Here is a 7,652-nt window from a genome sequence, read left to right on the forward strand (position 1 = left end):
GTATTCACACCTTGCTCACTCGCTAAAATTCCACGCTGAAAATCCATTCGCCCAGGATGCTTTTTAAAGGATTGTTTTGCGATAGCATTCAGCTGCACTGATTCAACCGATTTCTCACCCGCTAGATATCGCACCGCTGGCACAACAAGCTGATGATAAGTGACCGCTGTTGAAACAGGGTTGCCCGGCAACCCAAAGAACCAACCTGCCCCTAAACGGCCAAATGCAAAAGGTTTTCCCGGCTTCATCGCGACTTTCCAGAAGTCAATTTGGCCTAACTCTTCCAATATTGTTTTGGTGTAGTCCGCATCACCTACAGAGACCCCACCGGTAGAAATGACGACATCAGCCCATTGTGCAGCGTGCATAAACGCTGCGCGAAGTGCCAGCAAATCATCGGCGATAATGCCCATATCTTTTATTTCGACGTTTAATCGTTGCAAGAGTGCGCATAGCAAAGGGCGATTGCTGTCATAAATTTTATCTTCTGCGTGCGCACTACCAAGTAACAACAACTCATCGCCCGTCGATAACACAGCGATACGCAACTTCCGCCACACCTTGATGCGCGCAATCCCCAGCGATGCAAGCAAACCAATATCCAGCGCACTAATACGATGGCCCTTACCCAGAACTTCACTGCCTTTTTTTATATCGTCACCGGCGCGACGAATATTTTCGCCTTGCAGCACAGGTTTGTTCAGCTGCAGTGTTTGCGCAGTAAGCGTAACATTTTCTTGCATCACCACGGCATCGGCGCCCGCCGGAATCATCGCTCCGGTCATAATGCGCACAGCCTGCATTTTACCGAGCACTGACTGCGCCTCCTCGCGTTCGCTAAAACGAAAGGGGTGCCCGGCCAGCGACTGGCCAATTACCTCAAACAAAGCGCCTTCAGTTTGTGCATCACTCGTGCGCAGCGCATAACCATCCATCGCGGAGTTATCGCTGGCAGGAACATTAATATTGCCCAACACTGATTCTGCGAGAATGCGGTCTAATGCAAGCGCCAAATCAACCCATTCGGTTTCCTGTACAGGAATTAATTGTTGATGTATTCGCAACAACGCATCTTGCACAGGTAACAAGCCAGGCTGTGAACAACAATCCATAAACACACTCTACTGAACATTAATTTTGTTGATTAATCATCCACACGGCTGCTTCTACGCGTGAGCGCAAATGCAATTTTTTCAGCAAATGTTTAACGTGCACTTTGACAGTGCCGTCAGAAATAGCCAATTCGCGCGCAATGACTTTATTGCTCATACCTTTGGCAATTAATTTCAGGATTTCCAATTCACGTTGGGTGAGACTGTCACTACCCACTGCGCCTTTTGTGTTGGGATTGCGAATGGCGGTAGCGAGCACTTGGGTGACTGCTTCACTCAACACCATTTTGCCGGACAAGGCGCGTTCTATTTGCACCAGCATATCTTCCGGCTCCATGTCTTTTAGCAAATAGCCATCTGCTCCCGCTGAAATTGCACTGAGCACATCTTCATCGGCATCGGACACGGTGAGCATCACAATGCGCGAAGTGACACCTTCATCGCGCAAATGGCGTAGCGTTTCCAAACCATCCATGCCCTGCATATTCAAATCCAATAAAATTAAATCAGGGTCAAGTTCACTCGCCAATTTAATCGCATCTTTGCCATTGCTCGCTTCGGCTACTACTTCCATCTCACCCGACAGTGTTAAAAGCTGACGCAACCCTTTACGCAATAAAGGGTGATCGTCCACCAACATAATGCTCGCGGCCGTTTCTGACACAAGACTCTCCTCAATACCAATACATCATTATCTGCAGTTTAACTGCTTGCAGAACCTAAGGGCAGCACATGCCCATTTGTGGGTAGATAGATCAACTACACCTACCCCTATTGGGTAGGCAAGCTAACACCTCTAATACCGCAACTTAACACTGAGGTTGAATAGTTTCCATATCTGCGCAGAGCCATAGTGATCCTTGCGCGAAAACAACTTTTTTGACCGAGGGCTTCACATGTCTGACCTAAAACAATGGGAACCGGAACAGCAAACGTTCTGGGATTCACGCGGGAGAGCAATTGCCAATCGCAATTTGTGGATCTCAATTCCAAGCTTACTCTGTGGCTTTGCCGTGTGGATGCAGTGGAGCATTATCACCGTGCAAATGTTGAACCTTGGCTTTCCCTATCAGGCCGGCGATTTATTCAGCCTCGCGGCGATTGCCGGTTTGACCGGAGCGACGCTGCGTATTCCAGCCAGTTTTTTTATTCGCTTATGTGGTGGCCGCTACACCATTTTTTTAACCACCAGTTTATTGATGCTACCTGCCATTGGCACTGGGCTGGCATTGCAGGATCAAACTACACCATTTTGGGTATTTCAATTAATGGCGCTGCTCTCCGGAATTGGCGGGGGCAATTTTGCCGCGTCCATGTCCAACATCAGTTTTTTTTATCCGCGTAAGCAACAGGGATTAGCGCTTGGCCTAAATGCCGGGTTAGGTAATTTCGGTGTGACCAGCATGCAAATTCTGGTACCGTTGTTTATGACCTTTGGCGCCTTTGGCGCACTGGGTGGTGACCCAATGGTGTTGAAATCTGCAAGCGGCACCTTAATTGGTGCTATTCCTGCAGGCACCGAAACCTGGATTCAAAACGCAGGGTTTGTCTGGCTACTGCTGCTCATCCCACTCGCTTTTGCGATTTGGTTTGGCATGAACAATATCAACACCGCCGAGGTTACACCCAATCTGGCAGGCGGAGCACCGCGCTCTTTTGCGATCATTATCGCTATGATGTTAATTGGCTTTGCCACCTCAGCGCTGGGGCTGTGGCTAATCATGCCTGCCAGTGTCAATGGTTCCGGGTTTGGCATTCCCAAAGAGCTGGTACTGGTGTTGGTGTTATTTGCTACGGTGATGTTACTCAAAGCGCTGCCCGGAACTATTCGAACCAGCCTTGATCGCCAATACAAAATTTTTAACAACAAACACACTTGGGTAATGAGTGTGCTGTATGTAATGACCTTTGGTTCATTTATTGGTTTTTCTGCTGCCTTCCCACTGTCTATTCAAGTTATTTTTGGTTTTAGTCATCTACCTGTCGATGGGGTAATGACCCACAATACCCTTAACCCGAATGGCCCAAGCGCATTGACTTACGCGTGGATCGCCCCCTTTATTGGCGCACTCATTCGCCCTGTAGGTGGTTGGGTATCTGACAAATTTGGCGGTGCACTGGTCACACAAATGTGTGCGATTGCCATGGTGATTTTGTCGATCGTTGCGGCTTATTACATGCGCATGGCCTATCAATCCGCCACCCCTGAACAGTATTTTGTGCCCTTCTTTTTGGTGTTCTTGGGTTTGTTTGCAGCAAGTGGCATGGGTAATGGTTCAACCTTCTGTTCCATCGCCAATATTTTTCCTAAAGAGCAAGCAGGCCCGGCATTGGGCTGGACTTCTGCGGTAGCAGGTTATGGCGCATTTTATATTCCGCAGGTTTTTGGCGAACAAATCAAAGCGGCCACACCGGAATATGCGATGCTGGGTTTTGCGGTGTTTTATCTGGTGTGTGTGTTATTAAACTGGTGGTTTTATCTACGCAAACAAGGCGAGTTTTATAATCCCTGAAAACGTGACAACTTTGAGCAGGTGGTGCAATCCAATCGCTATTGCACTACTGATTGGATTGCATCACCTGTTCAAACTCTATCCCAAAAAAGATTACTGACTAAATTACCTTGGAGTAACGAATTGTTGATGCGTTATTAAGATACTCATCAAACACCATACAAATTCTACGAATAAGCAACCGCCCCGCATTGAGAACTTCAATTCCGTCATCATCAATACTGAGCAATCCATCTTCAATCATTGGTTTTAATTGCGCTAACTCTTTAGCAAAATGACTGCGTGAATCCAGACCAAATGCATTATCAACAGCAACAAAATTCAAATCGAAATGACAAATTAGCTGATTAATTACAAACTGCCGCAACAGATCTTCGCTGGTTAATTCAATACCTTTAATAAAAGGGATTGCACCTGAGTCAATCGATTTTTGGTACTGCTCAACGCGCTTAGCATTTTGAATATAGACATTGCCGAATGCACTAATCGCAGAGGCACCAAAAGAGAGTAAATCACAATCGCCATGTGTGGAATAGCCCTGAAAATTTCGCTGTAACTTTCCGGCTCTTTGTGCCTGCACCAAACTATCATCCGGTTTTGCGAAATGATCCATGCCAACATAAATATACCCAGCGCCCTGCAAACGCTCTATCGCCATATACAAAAGTTCAAGTTTTTGCTCTGCTGAGGGAAGATCACGCTCGTTAATCAATTCCTGGCTCTTAAAAAGATGCGGCATATGGGCATAATTAAATAATGACAAGCGGTCGGGAGAAAGTTCTATCACTCTATTTAATGTTTCGCCGACACTGGTCAAGGTTTGCATCGGCAGGCCATATATTAAATCCATACTGATCGAGCGATAGTCTTGTTGGCGTAGTGCCTTTACCAAAGCGTTTACATCTTCAACACTGTTATAACGATTTACTGCTTTTTGAACCTGGGAATCAAAATCCTGCACACCCATACTGACTCGGTTAAAACCAAGTTTACGCAAATGCCCCATAGTGTTAGTCGATACGCGCCCTGGATGAATCTCTATAGAGTACTCACCTGCGTCATCATCCAGCAATGTAAAGTGCTTGCGTGTCGCAGCCATCAGCCAAGACATTTCGTCATCACTGATAAACGTGGGAGTACCACCCCCCCAATGCAATTGAGTGACAGGTCGCGCGGAATCAAATAGCTCTGCCTGCATCGCCATTTCCCGTTCCATACGCTCCAAATAAGGTTGCGCACGGCCTTTATTGTTAGTAACGACTTTGTTGCACCCACAATAAAAGCAAAGGGTATCGCAAAAAGGAATATGAAAATAAAGCGACAGCGGCCTTCCGCTCGCATTACTCCTCTCAACCGCTGCTTTAAAATTAGCAACAGCAAAGCTTTCACTAAATTGTGGCGCAGTAGGATACGACGTGTAGCGCGGCCCGGTTAAGTCATATTGCCTAATAAGATCCGAATTCCATTCAAGTGGAGCTTGAAAATAAGCCATAAAACAACCTTGATATCTGGTAACTCTAGTGCAGAGCCATTTGTGAGAAATAGATTTTTAGCATACGCTTTTTGTAAAAGAATCAATTGACATGTATCAATTTACTGGGCATACCAGATAATTTGATGCATTAAAATTTTATTTAGTCCGAACCACTTTTATTTTGAAAGTAGCTTGGGAGTGTCAACTAGAGCGCGAGAAGTCAAACCTGGAGGTTGGCCAAACAACAAAGCAAGATCCACTAAGACACACGGAAGATTGCGCCATCTTGTGGCTTAGCCCGCCGATAATGTTAAGGATTGCTGGCCATCTTGCATGTCATGCGAATTCAGCGGGTAAAGTTTTGATTCAAGCAGCTATGCCAGCGCTCCATTAAAAATGTCACCAGAGTATGCGATGCATTCACAGCAGACGTGCCTCCATCACCGCAATGGTTGGAGGCTCTAAGCCTCGGCCATGAGCTGAGCCTATATGGGTTCGGTAAGCCCCAATGCCGTCAATGAGGGATGACAATCCCTGAAGAATTTTTTTCTGGTCATCTTCCAGTGTGGGATCGATGCTTAATCCCAAATGACCCTGAACGACTTTCCATAGAGGGGCAATAGATTGTTTGGCTGGCATTTCCAGAGTGAAGGTTTCGATGTAGGTTTTACACAAGGCCTCAATGATGGAGCTTGCAGCAGTAATCGCCGCATGGGGATCACCATTTAATTGCGATACCGCGCGATTAAATTCAGCTTCAACAGATGCAAAATCACCAGCCTTAAAAAAATCCGCTAGCGACTTTGTAGCAAGGCTTGCTCCAGCCAAGGTAATAAAACCATTTAACTGATAACTCAACTGATTTCTGGCAAGACTTTCCGCAATTCGCTGCTGACCTTCAGCAGTTTGGGAGTTGACTGGGTTTAAATCCATAAATTGCTGGATGATCAATCCAAGAATTGCAAGAGGATTTAGCGATTCATCGTCATTGCACCGTTTAAGCCAGGCACTGCACTTTGTTTCCATATTGCCTTCTGGTGGCTCACCTGACGCGCCTGCGCTCATGAACAACACATTTAATTTGGAATGGCTCTGATAGTACTCAGCAAGCACTGAAGACACAGCACCAATAACTGAGTTAGGTATCATATGCGCCATAAACTTCTCCCAAATTTCTTTTACTATTCATCAATATTTTTCAGTTGTGCTTTAGGGTGGGAGACATCCAATCCGAAGGCATCCAGTAATATAATGGCTTTTTGAACCACCCGCATATATTCATCCGTTTCCGGCAATTTGCGCTTGCACGACAATCCATTGGCAAGCAACCACTCTTGTATTTCTACAAGTCCGGTTTCGGTAACACCATGTGAAAGCAAGGTTTCTGCGGCAATGTTAGAGACATACTGCGGCGTAAGTTCATTGGGTGACCGTAACTTCAACTGAAATACCAAATCATCCCGTAATACCCTACGGAGCGCATTTTTAGGTGAGGCAACTATCGCTAGTGCTGCGTCAATATATTTCTTTGGATTGACCCGGACTTCTTCAAGATTCCAGCGTAATTTCAACTGCGGGCAAAATCGAGATAACGCACCCCTCGCTTGGGCATAGCTAAGTCCATAGGGCTTCGCGGCTTCAGAGACCGACTGGCCTTCTGCTATCGCAATCAGAATATTTGCTTTGGTCATATCGGAAATCATACCTTCTCCATTGCGCAATTATTTTTGAATCGTTCGAACTGAATCATCGTTATAGGCGAGGCAGCTAAGGATTTTTTTGTAATCATATAGCAATGCGGATTTGGCTTCTTTGTTGAGCTGTGTCAACTTCGGATTGGGGTTTTCAACTTTAATTATTTCAAATCGTTGATGCCACTGGCTATGCGCTTCAACAATGACCGTTCTATCTGTCGATGAGAATTGGTTGGCGGTAATATCAATGTCAGTATCATCAAACTTTATCCAAATATGCCGCTGGGATTTTTTATGTCGATTTTCGCCCGTGACTATTTTCAGGGATGATAAGCCAATTTTTTCAATCAGAAATTTTGCCAATAAATACGAGGAAAACTCGCAGCAATTAACTGGGAAAGAATCCAGTGAATCAAATTGGAATCCATCCACTTTTGCTTTCAGGATTGCTTTTCGAAATAAGACAACCGATGGTCGTAAATCCATGTCGCACAATAAAAGGAAGTTACTCAGGAGAAGCCAGTGTAGATCATTTGGCGTGGAGATGGATGCGGCTATTTTTATTGCGATGCATCGTGCTCGTCTTGAAGAGAGTGAACAAGGATCTCCAAACCCTCATGGGGATCGACACCCAGTACCTGGCAGTACCTCACAAACTCAAGCACTTCAATTTTCCGCCGGTCCTGCTCCATCTTACCCAGGACCGAATGATGCCGCCCCATTGCAAGAGAGGCTTCGCGAAGTGTCAAGCCACTCGCTTCCCGCTGCTTTTTTAACCAGAGGCGTAGCTTTTCGTAGTGAGGCGAGTAAGGAGATGATTTCATTGTCTCGATGATAGAGACAGGATAGAATGGCGCGA

Annotated in this window: 8 protein-coding genes; 1 reads left to right on the plus strand and 7 read right to left on the minus strand. The window is 45.8% G+C overall.

Features of this window, described 5'->3' with window-relative positions; all coding sequences use genetic code 11:
* Both moeA and narL read right to left on the minus strand, forming a co-directional pair.
* Nucleotides 1-1,112: molybdopterin molybdotransferase MoeA (gene moeA, locus ACWA6V_RS13640; protein WP_449523006.1), on the minus strand; the 1,112-nt coding region annotated here is incomplete at its 3' end.
* 19 nt (nucleotides 1,113-1,131) lie between these two features.
* Nucleotides 1,132-1,776, minus strand: coding sequence for a two-component system response regulator NarL (gene narL, locus ACWA6V_RS13645; RefSeq protein ID WP_449523007.1), 645 nt, complete (start codon nucleotides 1,774-1,776; stop codon nucleotides 1,132-1,134).
* A gap of 232 nt (nucleotides 1,777-2,008) precedes the next feature.
* On the opposite strand from narL, the gene ACWA6V_RS13650 reads away from it, so the two are divergent.
* Entirely contained in the window at nucleotides 2,009-3,625 is a 1,617-nt protein-coding gene (locus ACWA6V_RS13650) for an antiporter (protein ID WP_449523008.1), read from the plus strand.
* Between the two features lie 100 nt (nucleotides 3,626-3,725).
* Here ACWA6V_RS13650 and hemN read toward each other — a convergent pair whose 3' ends face one another.
* From hemN to ACWA6V_RS13675, 5 genes are all read right to left on the minus strand, one after another.
* The gene (gene hemN / locus ACWA6V_RS13655; protein WP_449523009.1) at nucleotides 3,726-5,117 is read right to left on the minus strand and encodes an oxygen-independent coproporphyrinogen III oxidase; all 1,392 of its coding nucleotides are present in this window, start codon (nucleotides 5,115-5,117) and stop codon (nucleotides 3,726-3,728) included.
* Nucleotides 5,118-5,519: 402 nt separating this feature from the next.
* Nucleotides 5,520-6,257, minus strand: coding sequence for an abortive infection family protein (locus tag ACWA6V_RS13660; RefSeq protein ID WP_449523010.1), 738 nt, complete (start codon nucleotides 6,255-6,257; stop codon nucleotides 5,520-5,522).
* Nucleotides 6,258-6,280: 23 nt separating this feature from the next.
* Complete coding sequence (locus ACWA6V_RS13665; protein WP_449523011.1) at nucleotides 6,281-6,802, minus strand: helix-turn-helix domain-containing protein; 522 nt, start codon at nucleotides 6,800-6,802, stop codon at nucleotides 6,281-6,283.
* Between the two features lie 18 nt (nucleotides 6,803-6,820).
* Nucleotides 6,821-7,279, minus strand: a complete 459-nt coding sequence (locus ACWA6V_RS13670; protein WP_449523012.1) for a hypothetical protein — start codon at nucleotides 7,277-7,279, stop codon at nucleotides 6,821-6,823.
* 74 nt (nucleotides 7,280-7,353) lie between these two features.
* Nucleotides 7,354-7,652 (minus strand): helix-turn-helix domain-containing protein (locus tag ACWA6V_RS13675; RefSeq protein ID WP_449523013.1); only part of this gene is annotated, 299 nt, incomplete at its 5' end.

It is taken from the genome of Cellvibrio sp. (assembly GCF_053579595.1).